Source organism: Stutzerimonas stutzeri (assembly GCF_000219605.1).
GTDB classification, from domain to species: Bacteria; Pseudomonadota; Gammaproteobacteria; order Pseudomonadales; family Pseudomonadaceae; genus Stutzerimonas; species Stutzerimonas stutzeri.
Genome location: NC_015740.1, coordinates 92,928 through 109,982, shown reverse-complemented (window position 1 = coordinate 109,982; position 17,055 = coordinate 92,928). Strand labels below are relative to the sequence as shown.

14 protein-coding genes are annotated in these 17,055 nt (G+C 66.1%); 13 read left to right on the top strand and 1 reads right to left on the bottom strand.

Annotated features, from left to right (window positions below; all coding sequences use genetic code 11):
• Positions 1 to 85: 85 nt before the first annotated feature.
• From PSTAB_RS00480 to dctM, 12 genes are all read left to right on the top strand, one after another.
• Positions 86 to 1,162 (top strand): HlyD family secretion protein, encoded by a 1,077-nt coding sequence (locus PSTAB_RS00480; RefSeq protein WP_013981249.1) that lies wholly within the window; start codon positions 86 to 88, stop codon positions 1,160 to 1,162.
• Entirely contained in the window at positions 1,159 to 3,900 is a 2,742-nt protein-coding gene (rbbA, locus tag PSTAB_RS00475) for a ribosome-associated ATPase/putative transporter RbbA (protein ID WP_013981248.1), read from the top strand. Before PSTAB_RS00480 ends, rbbA begins: the two co-directional genes overlap by 4 nt.
• Before the next feature lies 1 nt (position 3,901).
• Positions 3,902 to 5,029 carry an ABC transporter permease gene (locus tag PSTAB_RS00470; RefSeq protein WP_013981247.1) on the top strand — a complete coding sequence of 376 codons (1,128 nt, stop codon included), beginning with the start codon at positions 3,902 to 3,904 and terminating at the stop codon, positions 5,027 to 5,029.
• Positions 5,030 to 5,225: 196 nt separating this feature from the next.
• Positions 5,226 to 6,296 carry a dTDP-glucose 4,6-dehydratase gene (gene rfbB, locus PSTAB_RS00465; protein ID WP_013981246.1) on the top strand — a complete coding sequence of 357 codons (1,071 nt, stop codon included), beginning with the start codon at positions 5,226 to 5,228 and terminating at the stop codon, positions 6,294 to 6,296.
• The gene (gene rfbA, locus PSTAB_RS00460) at positions 6,293 to 7,165 is read left to right on the top strand and encodes a glucose-1-phosphate thymidylyltransferase RfbA (RefSeq protein WP_011911333.1); all 873 of its coding nucleotides are present in this window, start codon (positions 6,293 to 6,295) and stop codon (positions 7,163 to 7,165) included. The genes rfbB and rfbA overlap by 4 nt, the downstream gene beginning before the upstream one ends.
• Positions 7,162 to 7,707: a dTDP-4-dehydrorhamnose 3,5-epimerase gene (gene rfbC / locus PSTAB_RS00455; RefSeq protein ID WP_013981245.1), complete on the top strand. Its 546-nt coding sequence runs from the start codon at positions 7,162 to 7,164 to the stop codon at positions 7,705 to 7,707. The genes rfbA and rfbC overlap by 4 nt, the downstream gene beginning before the upstream one ends.
• Complete coding sequence (rfbD, locus tag PSTAB_RS00450) at positions 7,704 to 8,618, top strand: dTDP-4-dehydrorhamnose reductase (RefSeq protein ID WP_013981244.1); 915 nt, start codon at positions 7,704 to 7,706, stop codon at positions 8,616 to 8,618. The genes rfbC and rfbD overlap by 4 nt, the downstream gene beginning before the upstream one ends.
• A 105-nt stretch (positions 8,619 to 8,723) precedes the next feature.
• A complete protein-coding gene (locus PSTAB_RS00445; protein WP_013981243.1) occupies positions 8,724 to 10,529 on the top strand; it encodes a sensor histidine kinase in 1,806 nt (601 codons plus the stop codon).
• Entirely contained in the window at positions 10,526 to 11,920 is a 1,395-nt protein-coding gene (locus tag PSTAB_RS00440; protein ID WP_013981242.1) for a sigma-54-dependent transcriptional regulator, read from the top strand. Before PSTAB_RS00445 ends, PSTAB_RS00440 begins: the two co-directional genes overlap by 4 nt.
• A gap of 345 nt (positions 11,921 to 12,265) precedes the next feature.
• Entirely contained in the window at positions 12,266 to 13,261 is a 996-nt protein-coding gene (dctP, locus tag PSTAB_RS00435; RefSeq protein WP_013981241.1) for a C4-dicarboxylate TRAP substrate-binding protein DctP, read from the top strand.
• Positions 13,262 to 13,526: 265 nt separating this feature from the next.
• Complete coding sequence (locus tag PSTAB_RS00430) at positions 13,527 to 14,156, top strand: TRAP transporter small permease (RefSeq protein WP_013981240.1); 630 nt, start codon at positions 13,527 to 13,529, stop codon at positions 14,154 to 14,156.
• A complete protein-coding gene (gene dctM, locus PSTAB_RS00425) occupies positions 14,153 to 15,433 on the top strand; it encodes a C4-dicarboxylate TRAP transporter large permease protein DctM (RefSeq protein WP_011911326.1) in 1,281 nt (426 codons plus the stop codon). Before PSTAB_RS00430 ends, dctM begins: the two co-directional genes overlap by 4 nt.
• An 80-nt stretch (positions 15,434 to 15,513) precedes the next feature.
• Here the strand turns inward: dctM and PSTAB_RS00420 are convergent, their stop codons facing one another.
• Entirely contained in the window at positions 15,514 to 16,122 is a 609-nt protein-coding gene (locus tag PSTAB_RS00420) for a 2OG-Fe(II) oxygenase (protein ID WP_013981239.1), read from the bottom strand.
• 155 nt (positions 16,123 to 16,277) lie between these two features.
• Between PSTAB_RS00420 and PSTAB_RS00415 the strand changes: the two genes are divergently transcribed.
• Complete coding sequence (locus PSTAB_RS00415; RefSeq protein ID WP_013981238.1) at positions 16,278 to 17,042, top strand: DUF2059 domain-containing protein; 765 nt, start codon at positions 16,278 to 16,280, stop codon at positions 17,040 to 17,042.
• Positions 17,043 to 17,055 lie beyond the last annotated feature (13 nt).

The following is a 17,055-nucleotide window of genomic DNA, read 5'->3' as shown; positions in this document are numbered from 1 at the left end:
CAGCAGTTTTATTGATTCAGGCTAAGCGCCAGCGCCCAGCTCATCGCTTAGAATGCCAACATTGCTTCACGATAAGGGAACGCCCATGAAAGCCCCAGCCCAGAAAACCCTTCGCCGGGTGCTGTTCGCACTCGTCGCGCTCGTGGTCATCGGCCTGCTGGCCTGGTCGGAGCTGCGCACGGATGGCCTGGGCGACGGATTCGCCAGCGGCAACGGCCGAATCGAGGCCACCGAGATCGATGTGGCGACCAAGCTCGGCGGGCGCATCCGCGAGATCAGCGTCGACGAGGGCGACTTCGTCCAGCCCGGTCAGGTCATCGCGCGTATGGATACCGAAGTGCTGGAGGCCCAGCTCAATCAGGCCCGCGCCCAGGTACGCCAGGCGGAGAACGCCATCCTCACCGCCCAGGCCCTGGTTACCCAGCGCGAGAGCGAGAAGGCCACCGCCGAGGCCGTGGTCCTTCAGCGCCGCGCCGAACTGACCGCCGCGCAGAAGCGCCATCAGCGCACCGAGACGCTGGTCGGCCGTAACGCCATGCCGCGCCAGCAGCTGGATGACGACCTCGCCGCCATGCAGAGCGCCCAGGCTGCGCTGGCCGCTTCGCGCGCCCAGGTGCTGTCCGCCGATGCCGGTATCGCGGCTGCCAGGTCGCAGGTGATCGAGGCGCAGTCGGCGCTGGAGGCAGCCCAGGCCAGCGTGGTGCGTCTGCAGGCGGACATCACGGATAGCGAGCTGAAGACCGACCGCGTGGCCCGTGTGCAGTACCGCGTGGCGCAACCGGGCGAGGTGCTCGGCGCCGGCGGCAAGCTGCTCAATCTGGTCGACCTGGCCGACGTCTACATGACCTTCTTCCTGCCCGAGCGCCAGGCCGGCCGTGTCGCCATGGGTTCGGAGGCGCGCCTGGTGATCGATGCCGCACCGCAGTACGTGATTCCCGCCCGGATCACCTACGTCGCCAGCGTCGCGCAGTTCACACCGAAAACCGTGGAAACCGAGAGCGAGCGCGAGAAGCTGATGTTCCGGGTCAAGGCGCGGATCGATCCCGATTTGCTGAGAAAGCACATGGAGCAGGTCAAGACCGGCCTGCCGGGCGTCGCGTACCTCAAGCTGGACGCGGATGCCGAATGGCCAGCCCACCTGCAGATCAATGTCGGCCGATGAACCCGTCATCTGCCCCGGTCGCCGAAATCAGCGGCGTCAGCCTGCAATACGGCAAGACCCGCGCGCTGGATGACCTCAGCCTGAGCCTGCCGGCACGCTGCATGGTTGGCCTGATCGGCCCGGACGGGGTCGGCAAGTCCAGCCTGCTGGCGCTGATCGCCGGTGCGCGCAAGCTGCAGCAGGGCCATGTGCAGGTGCTCGACGGCGACATGGGCGATGCCGGCCACCGCCGCGCGGTCTGCCCGCGCATCGCCTACATGCCCCAGGGCCTGGGCAAGAACCTCTACCCGACGCTGACGGTGTTCGAGAACCTCGAGTTCTTCGGCCGACTGTTCGGCCAGGACGCCGCCGAGCGCCGCTGGCGCATCGCCGAGCTGACCCGCAGCACGGGCCTGGCGCCCTTCGTCGAGCGCCCGGCGGGCAAGCTCTCCGGTGGCATGAAGCAGAAGCTCGGCCTCTGTTGCGCGCTGATCCACGACCCCGACCTGCTGATCCTCGACGAGCCCACCACCGGCGTCGACCCGCTGTCGCGCGCGCAGTTCTGGGAGCTGATCGAGCGCATCCGTGGCGAACGCCCGCAGATGAGTGTGCTGGTGGCCACTGCCTATATGGACGAGGCGCAGCGCTTCGACCATCTGGTGGCGATGGACGCCGGCCAGGTGCTGGCCACCGGCACGCCGGCCGAACTCCTGGCGCGCACCGGCAGCGACTCCCTGGAGCAGGCCTTCATCCGCCTGCTGCCGGAAGCCAAGCGCAGCCAGCACCGCGAGCTGATCATCCCGCCGCAGCCGGCGAGCGACAGCATCGCCATCGAAGCCCACGACCTGACCATGCGCTTCGGCGACTTCGTTGCGGTGGATCGCGTGAATCTGCGCATCGAGCGCGGGGAGATCTTCGGCTTTCTCGGTTCCAACGGCTGTGGCAAGACCACCACCATGAAGATGCTCACAGGTCTGCTGCCGGCCACCGAGGGGCAGGCCCTGTTGTTCGGCAAGCCGGTGGATCCACATGACATGCAGACCCGCCAGCGGGTCGGCTACATGTCCCAGGCCTTCTCGCTGTACAGCGAATTGACGGTACGGCAGAACCTCGACCTGCATGCTCGGCTGTTCCACCTGCCGGCCGAGCGCCGTGAGCCGCGCATTCGGGAAATGCTCGAACGCTTCGAGCTCGTCGAGGAGGCCGACAGCCTGCCTGAAGCCTTGCCGCTGGGCGTGCGCCAGCGCCTGTCGCTGGCGGTGGCGGTGATCCACGCACCGGAAATGCTGATTCTCGACGAGCCCACTTCGGGTGTCGATCCGGTGGCCCGCGACGGCTTTTGGGAGCTGCTGGTGCAACTGTCGCGCGAAGACGGCGTGACCATCTTCATCTCCACCCACTTCATGAACGAAGCGCTGCGCTGCGACCGCATCTCGCTGATGCACGCCGGGCGGGTACTCGACAGCGACACGCCGCAGGCGCTGATGGCCAAGCGCGGGCTGCCGACGCTTGAACAGACCTTTATCGCCTACCTGGAGGAAGCCGCCGCCGCACATGCCGGGGAGCAGCCGGCAACGCCGCCCGCCGCACCGAGCAATCCCTCCCAAACCACAGGCAATAACGGACGCCAGGCCCGCTTCAGCCTGCGTCGTCTGCTCAGCTACACCCGCCGCGAAGCCATGGAGCTGCGCCGCGACCCGATCCGCGCGACGCTGGCAATGCTCGGCAGCGTGCTGCTGATGTTCATCATGGGTTACGGGGTCAGCTTCGACGTCGAGAACCTGACCTACGCCGTGCTCGACCGCGACCAGACCACCACCAGCCAGCACTACCTGCTGAACATGGCCGGCTCGCGCTACTTCATCGAGAAGGCGCCGCTGGCCAACCATGCCGAGCTGGACCAGCGCATGCGCAGCAACGACATCAGCCTGGCCGTGGAGATTCCGCCGAACTTCGGCCGCGACCTCAAGCGAGGCGCCGTGCCGCAAGTCGCGTTCTGGATCGATGGCGCCATGCCGATGCGCGCCGACACCATCAAGGGCTATGTGCAGGGCATCCACCTCAACTACCTGCAGCAGCTGGCCCGCGAGGCCGGTGTCGAAGGTCAGCTGGCACCGGCCGATGTCGCCATCCGCTACCGCTACAACCCTGACGTGCAGAGCCTGCCGGCCATGGCGCCGGCGATGATCCCGCTGCTGCTGATGATGATCCCGGCGATGCTCACCGCCCTCGGCGTGGTGCGCGAAAAGGAACTGGGCTCGATCACCAACTTCTACGTCACGCCAACCACCCGCCTGGAATTCCTGGTCGGCAAGCAGCTGCCCTACATCGCGCTGGGGATGTTCAACTTCGCCACCCTGGCGCTGCTGGCGGTGTTCGTCTTCGGCATTCCGATCAAGGGCAGCATCCTCACGCTCTGCCTCGGCGCGCTGCTCTACGTCACCTGCGCGACCGGCCTGGGGCTGCTGATGTCATCGATCCTCAACAGCCAGATCGCGGCGATCTTCGGCACCACCATCGTCACCCTGCTGCCGGCGATCCAGTTCTCCGGACTGATCCACCCGGTCTCGGCGATGGAGGGCGCCGGCGCCTTCATCGGCAAGCTCTACCCGACCAGCCACTTCCTGATCATCAGCCGCGGGGTATTCTCCAAGGCGCTCGGGCTGGCCGAGCTGTATCCCTATTTCATTCCCATGCTGCTGGCCATTCCGTTGCTGACCCTGCTCAGCGTCGCCGGCCTGCGCAAGCAGGAGAAATGACATGGGCGGCCTGCGACGCAAGCTCGGCAACATCTTCCAGCTCGGCCTCAAGGAGCTGCGCAGCCTCTACCGTGACCCGGCCATGCTGGTGCTGATCATCTATTCGTTCACCCTGGCGATCTACGAAGGTGCCACGGCTATTCCCGAGGCGCCGCACCGGGCCAGCATCGCAGTGGTCGACGAGGACCGCTCGCAGGCTTCGCTGCGCATCGTCAATGCCTTCCAGCTGCCCTACTTCATCGAGCCGAAAGCCATCACACACGAAGAGATGGACAGCGGCATGGACGATGGGCTCTACACCTTCACCCTGAACATCCCGCCGCGCTTCCAGGAGGACCTGCTCGCCGGCCGCCAGCCGACCATTCAGCTCAACGTCGATGCCACCCAGGTCAGCCAGGCGTTCACCGGCGCCGGGCACATCCAGCAGATCATCGCCAGCGAGACCGCCGAGTTCGTTCGCCGCTACCGCAGCGAAGACGCGCTGCCGGTCGAAGCGGTGGTGCGCACCGCATTCAACCCCAACCTCAGCCGCGCCTGGTTCGGCGCGGTGAACGAGGTGATCAACCAGATCACCATGCTTGCGATCATCCTCACCGGCGCGGCGCTGATCCGCGAGCGCGAGCACGGCACCATCGAGCACCTCCTGGTGATGCCGGTGACGCCGTTCGAGATCATGGTCGGCAAGGTCTGGGCGATGGGTCTGGTGGTGCTGGCGGCAGCGGCGTTCGCCCTGCGCTTCGTCGTCGAGGGCTGGCTCGATATCCCGATCCAGGGCTCGCTGTGGCTGTTTGCCGGCGGTGCGGCGCTGCACCTGTTCGCCGCCACCTCGATGGGCATCTTCTTCGGCACGGTGGCGCGTTCCATGCCGCAGCTGGGCCTGCTGGTGATCCTCACGCTGATCCCTCTGCAGATCCTCTCCGGCGGGGTGACGCCACGCGAGAGCATGCCGGAGCTGGTGCAGAACATCATGCTGGTGGCGCCGACCACGCATTTCGTCGAGCTGGCCCAGGCGATCCTGTTCCGCAATGCCGACGCCGCCATCGTCTGGCCGCAGCTGCTGGCGCTGGCGGTGATCGGCGCGGTGTTCTTCGTCGGTGCGCTGTCGCGGCTGCGCGTGTCGTTGCGCTAGCCGGCGACAACGCCGCGCCGTGCGGCCCCTGCAGCACGGGGGCTGGCGGCGGGCCAGCAGCCCGTGTTTACCTCTGTAACCAAGCCGTTACCCGGCCGCCGGCACCCTTCGGGAATTTTTGTATCGAAGGCCGGTCTATCGTGCCGACATGCTAAGAGCCTGATGCTCGACAGCGCGCCAAGGAAGCCCTATCACTATGCGCATTCTCGTTACTGGCGGTGCCGGATTCATCGGTTCCGCACTGATCCGTCACCTCATCCTCGATACCGAGCACAGCGTGCTCAACCTGGACAAACTGACCTACGCCGGCAACCTCGAGTCGCTGGCCAGCGTGGAAGGCAACCCGCGCTATCAGTTCCTTCAGGCCGACATCGCCGATCGTGAGCGGGTCAGCGAGGCGCTGCTGGACTTCCAGCCGGACGCCATCATGCATCTGGCCGCCGAATCCCACGTCGATCGCTCCATCGACGGCCCGGCCGAATTCATTCAGACCAATATCGTCGGCACCTACCAGCTGCTGGAGGCCGCCCGCGCCTACTGGCAGACGCTGCCGGCCGAGCATCGCGCGGCGTTCCGCTTCCACCACATCTCCACCGACGAGGTGTACGGCGACCTGCACGGCGTCGACGACCTGTTCACCGAGACCACCCCCTACGCGCCCAGCTCGCCCTACTCGGCCAGCAAGGCCTCGTCGGACCACCTGGTCCGGGCCTGGCAGCGTACCTACGGCCTGCCGGTGCTGATCACCAACTGCTCGAACAACTACGGGCCGTTCCACTTCCCCGAGAAGCTGATCCCGCTGGTGATTCTCAACGCGCTGGATGGCAAACCGCTGCCGGTCTACGGCGACGGCTCGCAGATCCGCGACTGGCTGTTCGTCGAGGACCACGCCCGCGCCCTGTTCAAGGTGGTCAGCGAAGGCAAGGTCGGCGAGACCTACAACATCGGCGGCCACAACGAGCAGAAGAACATCGATGTGGTGCGCGGCATCTGCGCGCTGCTGGAGGAGCTGGCGCCGAGCAAGCCCGCCGGCCTGGCCCGCTATGAAGACCTGATCACCTTCGTCAAGGATCGCCCGGGCCACGACCTGCGCTACGCCATCGACGCCAGCAAGATCGAGCGCGAGCTCGGCTGGGTGCCGCAGGAAACCTTCCAGAGCGGCCTGCGCAAGACCGTGCAGTGGTACCTGAACAACCTCGAATGGTGCCGTCGCGTCCAGGACGGCAGCTATCAACGCGAGCGCCTCGGCGCCCTGGAGAACGCATGAAAGGAATCATCCTCGCCGGAGGCTCCGGCACCCGTCTGCACCCCATCACCCTTGGCGTATCCAAGCAGCTCCTGCCGATCTACGACAAGCCGATGGCCTACTACCCGATCTCGGTGCTGATGCTCGCCGGCATCCGCGACATTCTGGTCATCTCGACACCGCAGGATCTGCCGCAGTACCAGAACCTGCTGGGCGACGGCAGCCAGTTCGGGGTCAACTTCAGTTACGCCGAACAACCTTCGCCGGACGGCCTGGCCCAGGCCTTCCTGATCGGTGAAGAGTTCATCGGCGACGATTCGGTATGCCTGATCCTCGGCGACAACATCTTCCACGGCCAGCACTTCACCGAGAAGCTGCAGCGCGCCGCGCGTCAGGAGAAGGGCGCCACGGTGTTCGGCTACTGGGTCAAGGATCCGGAGCGCTTCGGCGTGATCGACTTCGACGAGAACGGCAAGGCGCTGTCCATCGAAGAGAAGCCGAAGAAGCCCAAGTCCAGCTACGCAGTGACCGGCCTGTACTTCTACGACAACGACGTCATCGAGATCGCCAAGTCGATCAAGCCCTCGCCACGCGGCGAACTGGAGATCACCGACGTCAACATGGCCTACCTCCAGCGCGGCGATCTCAATGTCGAACGCTTCGGCCGTGGCTTCGCCTGGCTCGACACCGGTACCCACGACAGCCTGCTGGAAGCCTCGCAGTACGTGCAGACCATCGAGCACCGCCAGGGGCTGAAAGTGGCCTGCCTGGAGGAAATCGCCTACCAGAACAAGTGGATCGACCGCGAGCAGCTGTTGCGCCGCGCCGACGCCCTGGGCAAGACCGGCTACGGCCAGTACCTGTTCAAGCTGGCGGGTGAAGACGCATGAAGGTCGTCGAAACCAGCATTCCCGACGTACTGATCATCGAGCCCAAGGTCTTCGGCGACGAACGCGGTTTCTTCTACGAGAGCTTCAACGCGGCCGCTTTCGAAGCGGCCACGGGGCTCAAGCGTCAGTTCGTCCAGGACAACCACTCCAAGTCCCAACGCGGCGTGCTGCGCGGGCTGCACTACCAGATCCAGCAGCCGCAGGGAAAACTGGTGCGGGTAGTGGCCGGCGAGGTGTTTGATGTCGCCGTCGACCTGCGCAAGAGTTCGCCGAGCTTCGGCCGCTGGTTCGGCACCCACCTGAGCGCGCAGAACCAGCGCCAGCTGTGGATACCCGAAGGCTTCGCACACGGCTTCGTGGTGCTCAGCGGAAGCGCCGAGTTCCTCTACAAGACCACCGACTACTACGCGCCTGAGCATGAGCGCAGCCTGCTGTGGAACGACCCCGAGCTCGGCATCCAATGGCCGTTCGACGAGGCGCCACAACTGTCCGCCAAGGACCAGGCCGGCAAGCTGCTGCGCGACGCGGAGCTGTTTCCATGAAAATCCTGATCACCGGCAGCACCGGCCAGCTGGCCCGCGAGCTGCAGTCGGAGTTGGCGGGTACCGGCAAGCTGCTCGCCCTCGGGCACAATGCGCTGGACCTCGCCGTACCTGAGCAGATTCGCGAGCAGGTGCGCCTGTTGCGGCCGGACCTGATCATCAACGCGGCGGCCTATACCGCCGTCGACCCGGCGGAAACCCACCGCGAGCAGGCCTTCGCGGTCAATGCCCGCGGCCCGCAGGTGCTCGCCGAAGAAGCCGCGCGCCTCGGCGTGCCGCTGATCCATTATTCCACCGACTACGTGTTCGACGGCCGCAAGACCGAACCCTACGACGAGCACGACACGCCGAACCCGCTGGGCGTCTATGGCGCCAGCAAGCTGGCCGGCGAGCAGGCGATCCAGGCCGTCGGCGGCGAACACCTGATCCTGCGCACCAGCTGGGTCTACTCGCAACATGGCAAGAACTTCCTGCTGACCATGCAGCGCCTGCTGCAGGAGCGCGATGCGCTGTCGGTGGTCAGCGACGAGGTCGGTGCGCCGACCTGGGCCGCGACCATCGCCCGCGTCACCGCCGAACTGGTGCGCAAGCGCAACGCCGGGCAGGCCGGGCCGAGCGGGCTGTATCACCTCACCGCCAGCGGCGAGACCTCCTGGTACGGCTTTGCCTGCAGCATCGCCGAACGGTTGCGCCAGGAAGGACGCCTGCGTGCCGAGATCACCCCGATCCTGTCCAAGGACTACCCGACCGCGGCGCAGCGGCCGCTGAATTCGCGGCTCAACTGCGCACGGCTGCAGCAGGACTGGGGCGTCCAGCTGCCGGACTGGGAAACCGCCCTGCACGAGTGCTGCACCCGGGCCCGCGACCTCGAAGCCGACAACGCGCGCCAGCCGGTCGCCGTCGGCCGCTGAGCCAACTGCGCCTGCAGCTCGCTCCATCGGGTTGCCACGAGCCGCGACGCTGAACGTCGGCTCGCGCAGCGTGCATAATGCGCCCGACATCCAGGCGCCTCATGCATGACCGCACTTCTCGCTCCCCGCCGCCCCCGCTGGCGCAATCTCGCCCTGCTGGCCCTGTTGCTGGCGCCATTGCTCTGGCCGCTGCAGCAGCTCGCCGAGCGTTACTACCGCAACGAGCTGACCGAACAGAACCGTCAGACCCTGGACCTGTACGTCGCCAACCTGCTCGGCACGCTCAACCGCTACGAGGTGCTGCCGCGCATCCTCGGTGACCTGCCCGCCCTGCGCGCCGTGCTGCAGCAGGACTCGCCCCAGGTCCGCGACAACGCCAACCGGCTGCTCAAGCGCCTGCGCAACCAGACCGGCGCCGACGTGATCTACCTGATGGCGACCGACGGCAACACCCTGGCCGCTTCTAACTGGGACGAGGAAGACAGCTTCGTCGATCGCAACTTCGCCTTCCGCCCCTACTTCCGCCAGGCCATGGAAGGACGTCTTGGGCGCTTCTTCGGCCTCGGCACCACCTCCGGCAAGCGCGGCTATTACTTCGGCGCGGCGGTGCGCGACGGCGACCAGGTGCTCGGCGTGCTGGTGGTCAAGGTCGATCTCGATCACACCGAGACGCTGTGGGGCAGCACCCCGGAGCAGCTGCTGGTGACCGACAATTTCGGCGTGGTGATCCTCACCTCGCGGCCCGACTGGCGTTTCCGCGCCACCCGCGGGCTGGGCGTGGACGAGCGCGAGCAGATCGCCTTCGATCAGCCCTACCCGACGCTCTACCCGCAGGACCTGACGCTGAACATCGACGCCTGGCTGATCCAGAGCCGCGAGCTGAAGGAGACCGGCTGGACGGTGCGCATCCTCGCGCCGGTCAGCCTGGTCGAGCGCCCGGTGCGCACCGTGGTCGCGATCGGCGCCGCCACCCTGCTGGCGCTGCTGCTCTGGCTCGGCCTGCTGATGCAGCGTCGCCGACATTTCCTCGAACGGCTGGCGCTGGACAGCCAGGCACGCCAACAGCTGGAGCAGCGCGTGCTCGAGCGCACCCGCGACCTGGAGGCGCTGAACAGCCGGCTCAAGGTCGAGGTGCTCGAGCGCGAACAGGCCCAGCAGGAGCTGGTGCGCGCCCAGGACGAACTGCTGCAGGCCGGCAAGCTATCGGCGCTGGGCACGATGTCGGCGAGCATCAGTCACGAACTCAACCAGCCGCTGGCAGCGATCCGCAGCTATGCCGACAACGCCCGCGTACTGCTCGACCATGAGCGTGTCGACGAGGCGCGCGACAACCTGCGGCTGATCAGCGAGCTGACCGCGCGCATGGCCTCGATCATCGCCCACCTGCGCGCCTTCGCCCGTCGCGATCAGCACGCACCGGAACGGGTCGCGCTGCAGCCGGCGCTGGACGATGCGCTGGCACTGCTGGCCAAGCGCCGCCAGGCCATGGGCGTCGAGCTGATCCGCGACCTGCCGGAGGCGGCGCTGTGGGTGCAGGCTGGCGAAACGCGGCTGCGGCAGATCCTCGCCAATCTCCTGGCCAACGCTCTCGACGCCCTCGGAGAACGGCCCCAGCCGCGACGCATCTGGCTGCGCGCCGAGCTGGAGGGTGACGGCGTGCTGCTGACCCTGCGCGACAACGGCCCGGGCTTCTCCGCCGAGGCGCTGCAGCGCGCCCGCGAACCCTTCTTCACCACCAAGACCAGCACCCAGGGCTTGGGCCTCGGCCTGGCGATCTGCGATACCCTCACCCGCGCCCTGGGCGGCGAGCTGCGCATGAGCAATCATGCCGAAGGCGGCGCCCAGCTCGGTCTGTTCCTGCGCAGCGCCGAACCCGGCGTGGCCTTTCCCACCGAGGACCATTTCCAATGAGCAGCGACACCCCGATCAGTACCCAGGCCCAGGTGGTGCTGATCGACGACGATCCGCATCTGCGCCAGGCACTGAGCCAGACCCTCGACCTGGCCGGGCTCAAGGTGGCCAGCCTGGGCGACGCCCGCGACCTGGCCGCACGCCTGCCGGCGGACTGGCAGGGGGTGGTGGTCAGCGACATCCGCATGCCTGGCATCGACGGACTGGAGCTGCTGCAACAGTTACGGGCACGCGACAGCGAGCTGCCGGTGATCCTCATCACCGGTCACGGCGACATCCAGCTGGCGGTGCAGGCCATGCGCGCCGGTGCCTACGATTTCCTGGAAAAGCCCTTCCCCAGCGAGGCGCTGCTGGACAGCGTGCGGCGTGCCCTGGCGCTGCGCCAGCTGGTGCTGGACAACCGCTCGCTGCGCCTGGCCCTGGCCGACCGCCAGCAGCTGTCGGCACGCCTGCTCGGCCAGTCCCGGGCGATGCTGCGCCTGCGCGAGCAGATCGGCGCATTGGCCGGAACCCAGGCCGACGTGCTGATTCTTGGCGAGACCGGGGCCGGCAAGGAGGTGGTGGCGCGCGCACTGCACGACCTGTCGAACCGCCGCAACGGCCCGTTCGTGGCCATCAACGCCGGTGCCCTGGCCGAGTCGGTGGTGGAGAGCGAGCTGTTCGGCCACGAGCCCGGCGCGTTCACCGGCGCGCAGAAACGCCGGATCGGCAAGTTCGAGTTCGCCAACGGCGGCACCCTGTTCCTCGACGAGATCGAGAGCATGAGCCTGGATGTGCAGGTCAAGCTGCTGCGCCTGCTGCAGGAGCGCGTGGTCGAACGCCTCGGCGGCAACCAGTCGATCGCCCTGGATATCCGTGTCATCGCCGCAACCAAGGAAGACCTGCGTGTCGCCGCCGACCAGGGCCGCTTCCGCGCCGACCTCTATTACCGGCTAAACGTCGCACCCTTGCGCATTCCTTCGCTGCGTGAACGCAGCGAGGACATCCTTCTGCTGTTTCAGCACTTCGCCGAGGCCGCCGCCCAGCGCCACGGCCTGCCGGTTCGCGAACTGCAGCCCGAGCAGCGTGCCACGCTGCTGCAGCACACCTGGCCGGGCAACGTGCGCGAGCTGCAGAACACCGCGGAGCGCTTCGCCCTCGGGCTCGGCCTGGGCCTGGAGCGGCCAGGCAGCGAGCCGAGCGCCAGCCTGGCCGGCGGCGGCAGCCTGGGCGAGCAGGTCGAAGCCTTCGAGCGCGCGCTGATCGCCGCTGAACTGAACCGTCCCCACGGATCGCTGCGCAGCGTTGCCGAAGCCCTCGGCCTGCCGCGCAAGACACTGCATGACAAGCTGCGCAAGCATGGCCTGAGCTTTACCGATGCTGGCGGAAGCTCGCCCGACGAAAACGACTAGATGGCGGAAATCCGCCATCCTTGACCGCCGCATCGAGCCTCGACTGCCAATCCCGTCCCTCCCTGCAATGCCAACCGCGGATGGCCTGCTCACCCCGCGCAAAGGTGCGACCTAGACGCGCTTGTTGGCAATTGGCCATTCAAACCTTCATCTATTGCTGGGTAAACTCGCTGGCTTCAGGTGCCTGTGCCAGCGGTTGGCACAGGCATTGCTCCTGAAACCCGATGAACCGGATGGATCGAGTCGCGATCGTGCATCGCATCCAGGCCATTGCGCCTAGACTTGCCCAGCTGGTTACTGCCGGGATGCCCCGAGGCCTCCCACCCACAACAAGAGGAAACATCAATGTTCAAACTGACTGCCAAGGCGCTGGCATGCGCCCTGTCGCTGAGCATCGCTGGTCTGGCCCACGCGGCTGACCCGATCACCATCAAGTTCTCTCACGTGGTCGCCGAGAACACGCCGAAAGGCCAGGGCGCCCTGATGTTCAAGAAACTGGTGGAAGAGCGTCTGGCCGGCAAGGTCGAGGTACAGGTTTACCCGAACTCCTCGCTGTTCGGCGATGGCAAGGAAATGGAAGCCCTGCTGCTGGGCGACGTTCAGCTGATCGCGCCGTCGCTGGCCAAGTTCGAACACTACTCCAAGGGCGTTCAGGTCTTCGACCTGCCGTTCCTGTTCGACGACATCGCAGCGGTCGACCGCTTCCAGCAAGGTGAAGCCGGCCAGAGCCTGCTGCGCTCGATGGAAGACAAGAACATCACCGGCCTGGGCTACTGGCACAACGGCATGAAGCAGCTGTCGGCCAACAAGCCGCTGCGCGAGCCGAAGGACGCCCGTGGTCTGAAGTTCCGCGTACAGGCTTCCGCCGTGCTGGACGAGCAGTTCAAGGCCGTGCGCGCCAACCCGCGCAAGATGAGCTTCGCCGAGGTCTACCAGGGCCTGCAGACTGGCGTGGTCAACGGTGCCGAGAACCCCTACTCGAACATCTACTCGCAGAAGATGCACGAAGTGCAGAAGTACATCACCGAGTCCAACCACGGTCTGCTGGACTACATGGTGATCACCAACACCAAGTTCTGGAACGGTCTGCCGGCTGACGTACGCGGCGAGCTGGAAAAGATCCTGGACGAAGTGACCGTCGCGGTGAACAAGCAGGCTGACGAGCTGAACCAGGCCGACAAGCAGCGCATCATCGACGCCGGCACCACCGAGATCATCGACCTGACTCCGGAGCAGCGCGAAATGTGGCGTGAAGCCATGAAGCCGGTCTGGAAGAAGTTCGAAGGCGAAATCGGTGCCGACCTGATCAAGGCCGCCGAAGCCGCCAACCAGGCTAACTAAGCCTTTGCCGAGGGGCGGCCACCCCGCTCCTCGGCTGTACCACCCAGCGATACCCGACAGCTCAGTGAAAAAACAAAGCCGCTAGCGAAGACCAGGCCCGCACCAAGGGCAGGAAGGCCATGCCGAGGCGATCCCGGGCCGCGCCGCTTCGACAGTTACAACAAGAGTTTTTCATTGCTCTGTCCCCCAGCCTGCCCTGGCTGGTTCACGGCGCACCTCCGTGCTGCCTTCGATACAACAAGCAGTCCATCGGGAGATGTCATCCATGAACGCCCTCTGGCGCGTCTGGGACCACTTCGAGGAAGGTTTCATCGCCTTTCTGTTGGCCGCCATGACACTGGTGACCTTCGTTTACGTGATCCTCAACAACCTCTACACACTTTTCTACGACCTGGGCGACCGCTTCGAGGGAAGCGCCGACTTCTGGTTCGCCATCGGTGATTTCATCATCGGCCTGGCCCAGTCCATGACCTGGAGCACCGCGCTGACCAAGGCGCTGTTCGCCTGGCTGATCTTCTCCGGCCTCGCCTACGGCGTGCGCACCGCCGGCCACATCGGCGTCGATGCGCTGGTCAAACTGGCACCGCGGCATATCCAGCGTGTCATCGGCATCATCGCCTGCCTGTTCTGCCTCGGTTACGCCGGCCTGCTGACCGTGGCCAGCTTCGAGTGGATCCAGACCCTGTTCATCGCCAACATCGGCGCCGAAGACCTGGGCCATATCGGCATCAAGCAGTGGCACATCGGCATGATCGTGCCGTTCGGCTTCGCCATGGTGTTCATCCGTTTCGCCGAAATCTTCGTACGTATCCTGCGCAACGAGCAGACCGGCCTCGGCCTCGCCGATGAAGCGGCCGATGCGCTCAAGCACGGCGAAGAGGAGCCCAAGCAATGACCATCCTGTTCCTGTTCGTCGCCCTCTTCGCACTGATGTTCATCGGTGTGCCGGTGGCCGTTTCCCTGGGCCTGGCCGGCTCGCTGACCATCATGATCTTCAGCCAGGACTCGGTGCGCTCGCTGGCGATCAAGCTGTTCGAGACCTCCGAGCACTACACCCTGCTGGCCATTCCCTTCTTCCTGCTGGCCGGCGCCTTCATGACCACCGGCGGCGTGGCCCGTCGTTTGATCGACTTCGCCAATGCCTGCGTCGGCCACATCCGTGGCGGCCTGGCCATCGGTGCGGTGCTGGCGTGCATGCTGTTCGCCGCACTGTCCGGTTCGTCGCCAGCCACCGTGGCTGCGGTCGGCTCCATTGCCATCGCCGGCATGGTGCGCTCCGGTTACCCGCAGGCCTTCGGCGCCGGCATCGTCTGTAACGCCGGTACCCTGGGCATCCTGATCCCGCCATCGGTGGTCATGGTGGTCTACGCCGCCGCGACCGAGACCTCCGTGGGCAAGCTGTTCATGGCCGGTGTCGTCCCGGGCATCATGCTCGGCCTGGCGCTGATGGTGGCGATCTACATCATCGCGGTGAAGAAGAACCTGCCGGCCCTGCCGCGGGCGAGCTTCCGCGAGTGGCTGAGCGCCGCACGCAAGGCGATCTGGGGCCTGCTGCTGATGGTGATCATCCTCGGCGGTATCTACTCCGGCATGTTCACCCCGACCGAAGCGGCGGCGGTGGCGGCGGTGTATTCGGCCTTCGTCGCGCTGTTCGTCTACAAGGACATCACCCTGCGCGATTGCCCGAAAGTGCTGCTGGAGTCCGGCAAGCTGAGCATCATGCTGATGTTCATCATCGCCAACGCCATGCTCTTCGCCCACGTACTGACCACCGAGCAGATTCCGCAGGCGATCACCGCCTGGGTGATCGAAGCCGGGCTGCAGCCGTGGATGTTCCTGCTGGTGGTGAACATCGTGCTGCTGGTCGCCGGAGCCTTCATGGAGCCGTCGGCGATCATCCTGATCCTGGCACCGATCCTGTTCCCGATCGCCGTCCAGCTGGGCATCGACCCGATCCACCTGGGCATCATCATGGTGGTGAACATGGAGATCGGATTGATCACACCACCGGTGGGGCTGAACCTGTTCGTCGCCTCGGCGGTGACGGGCATGCCGGTGACCCAGGTGATCCGCGCGGTGCTGCCGTGGCTGGCACTGATGCTGAGCTTCCTGGTGATCATCACCTACGTGCCGTCGATCTCCCTGGCCCTGCCGAACTGGCTGGGCATGTAGCCCGCCAGCACATCCTTCCTGCTTTTCAGCCCGGCCTTCGCGCCGGGCTTTTTTTCGCGGGGAGAACCTCGGGCGGAGGTTCAGACCGCCAGCGGGTCGGCCGGGCGACGACGGAACCAGCCGGTCAGTGACAGGCGATCGGCCTGGGTGACCAGCACCTCGTGGGGAAACTCGCCGGAAAGGAACACCACCAGATTGCCGGCCAGCGGCGGCACGTCCAGCTGCGAACCGTCCGGCATGTGCATGCGCAGTTCGCCGGCGTGGGCGGGCTGCCAGTCCGGATTCAGGTACAGCACGGCGGTCACCGAGCGGCTGTCGTCATCGCGAAAACGGTCCAGATGGGTCTGGTAGAAGGCACCCGGCGGATAGAAGGCGAAGTGGCACTCGAACTCCTCGAGTCCGAGGAACAGCTCGCGGTTAAGCTGCCGGCGCAGACCATCCATGACTTCGAGATAGTCGTCGCAGACCGGCGACTGGCCGGGTTCCAGCCACTGGATATGGTCGCTGCGAATGCCTTCGCGCACCGCCTGGGCCTCGCCGCGGCCGACGCCGGCGGGGGCCAGCGCGCCCTCAGCCTCGCGCTTGCGGCACTCGTCGGCCAGCTTGTGGGTCACATCACTGGGAAGGAAAGAACTCTGCAGCGACCAGCCGCGCTCGGCCAGGTCGTCGATGATCGAAGAGAACTGCAAGGAAGTGACTCCGATGGGATACCGAACGAGTCTAGGGTCTGTTGAGACTCCGCCACAAGCAGCGATGCTGCGCCAAATGGCAGCAGCAACTCGCGCGCCTCGACAAGCACGCGTCGGGGCACGGAAAATGAACCGCCCGCCAGACAGGAGCTTCCATGCGCGCCCTCTTGACCTGTGTACTGCTGACCTTCAGCCTCGCCAGCTTCGCCGACACCTATGAAGAGCTCTACGAAACCGCCGGCTGGACCGAACAGCGGGCCAATTTCGCCGATGCCCTGACTGCCGCGCAGCAGCGCTACAAGGACACCCTGCCACCGGCGGTATTCCAGGCCCTGGTGACCAACAGCAATCGCCGCTTCGCCTCCCATGCCATCGACCAGCGGGCGCAGCGCGCGCTGCGCGAGCATCTGGCCGACCCGCAGCCGGCGCTGGAATTCTTCCAGTCCCCGCTGGGGCGCAAGATCGTCTCGGCCGAGGTGCTGGCCGCACGCCGGGAACAGCTGGCGCGCCATACCGACGGCCTGCCGCGGGTGACGGCCGAAAGCAACCGGCAGCTGCTGATTCGCCATCTGGCCCAGGCCATCCCGGCCAGCGAGGCGGGTGCGGAAGTCAGCCTGGCGCTGGCCGGTGTCGCCGCCGACAGTCTCAGCCAGATGATTCCCGGCCTGTTGGGCGGCAATCAGGCGCAGAACCTGCTGAGCAGCCAGCGTCAGCGAATGATCCAGCAGATCGAGGCCGATCTGGACAATACCCTGCTCTACATCTATCGCGAGCTGTCCGACCCCGAGCTGGAGGAGTACGTACAGTTCGCCCAGTCCGAGGATGGCAAGGCCTATTACCAGGCCGCGCTGCAAGCCCTGCGTGCGGGCCTGGCGGTGGGCATGAGCGGCGCCGAGCTGGAGCCGCAGCAGGGTATCTGACCGCCGCGTCGGA

What these genes read in the sequence shown, in the direction of transcription:
- PSTAB_RS00480 (WP_013981249.1), top strand. Translation starts at nt 86, where the DNA reads ATGAAAGCCCCAGCCCAGAAAACCCTTCGCCGGGTGCTGTTCGCACTC.
- rbbA (WP_013981248.1), top strand. Translation starts at nt 1,159, where the DNA reads ATGAACCCGTCATCTGCCCCGGTCGCCGAAATCAGCGGCGTCAGCCTG.
- PSTAB_RS00470 (WP_013981247.1), top strand. Translation starts at nt 3,902, where the DNA reads ATGGGCGGCCTGCGACGCAAGCTCGGCAACATCTTCCAGCTCGGCCTC.
- rfbB (WP_013981246.1), top strand. Translation starts at nt 5,226, where the DNA reads ATGCGCATTCTCGTTACTGGCGGTGCCGGATTCATCGGTTCCGCACTG.
- rfbA (WP_011911333.1), top strand. Translation starts at nt 6,293, where the DNA reads ATGAAAGGAATCATCCTCGCCGGAGGCTCCGGCACCCGTCTGCACCCC.
- rfbC (WP_013981245.1), top strand. Translation starts at nt 7,162, where the DNA reads ATGAAGGTCGTCGAAACCAGCATTCCCGACGTACTGATCATCGAGCCC.
- rfbD (WP_013981244.1), top strand. Translation starts at nt 7,704, where the DNA reads ATGAAAATCCTGATCACCGGCAGCACCGGCCAGCTGGCCCGCGAGCTG.
- PSTAB_RS00445 (WP_013981243.1), top strand. Translation starts at nt 8,724, where the DNA reads ATGACCGCACTTCTCGCTCCCCGCCGCCCCCGCTGGCGCAATCTCGCC.
- PSTAB_RS00440 (WP_013981242.1), top strand. Translation starts at nt 10,526, where the DNA reads ATGAGCAGCGACACCCCGATCAGTACCCAGGCCCAGGTGGTGCTGATC.
- dctP (WP_013981241.1), top strand. Translation starts at nt 12,266, where the DNA reads ATGTTCAAACTGACTGCCAAGGCGCTGGCATGCGCCCTGTCGCTGAGC.
- PSTAB_RS00430 (WP_013981240.1), top strand. Translation starts at nt 13,527, where the DNA reads ATGAACGCCCTCTGGCGCGTCTGGGACCACTTCGAGGAAGGTTTCATC.
- dctM (WP_011911326.1), top strand. Translation starts at nt 14,153, where the DNA reads ATGACCATCCTGTTCCTGTTCGTCGCCCTCTTCGCACTGATGTTCATC.
- PSTAB_RS00415 (WP_013981238.1), top strand. Translation starts at nt 16,278, where the DNA reads ATGCGCGCCCTCTTGACCTGTGTACTGCTGACCTTCAGCCTCGCCAGC.